We start from the raw sequence: 462 nt of genomic DNA, 5'->3' as shown, positions 1-462 counted from the left end.
TTACGCCACTTGCTACGCTGTAAATAATCAGATCCGCTTCGCCTTCAAAGTAAGTCTCGATCGCTTCGACCACTTCTTCTTGTATCTGACGTGAAAACGCATCGCCTTGAATATTAACCGCAATTCGGCCTTCTTGTTCGGCGTACTTTTTAAAGAATAGATTGTTGTAATAACCCGCCGCGCCTGTGCCTTTATCTGACGGCCCTCGTTCATAAGAGACTGAAATCGTGTCGGCTTTTGCACCACCAAAAGTCAGTGCGGTACGCGCAGCTAAGCCAAAACCAGACGAACCACCAATAATTAATACACGTTTGGGGCCATCGGTGATCGGTTTTGCTTGTTTTACGTAATTGATTTGTTGGAGAACTGCTTGCTCACATCCAAGTGGGTGGGCGGTACGCGCCACAACACCGTTGATAACGGGCTCAATAATCATCTTTTCCGTCCTTTACCTAAAGGGAT

1 pseudogene is annotated in these 462 nt (G+C 46.8%); it reads right to left on the bottom strand.

Annotation, left to right across the window (positions count from 1 at the left end):
- Positions 1-436, bottom strand: a pseudogene (locus ABT56_RS23120) (bifunctional NADH-specific enoyl-ACP reductase/trans-2-enoyl-CoA reductase); the annotation flags it as partial.
- Positions 437-462: the final 26 nt, after the last annotated feature.

It is taken from the genome of Photobacterium aquae (assembly GCF_001029445.1).
GTDB classification, from domain to species: Bacteria; Pseudomonadota; Gammaproteobacteria; order Enterobacterales; family Vibrionaceae; genus Photobacterium; species Photobacterium aquae.
Note: the sequence above shows the minus strand (reverse complement) of the source record. Positions and strands in the feature narration are given on the sequence as shown.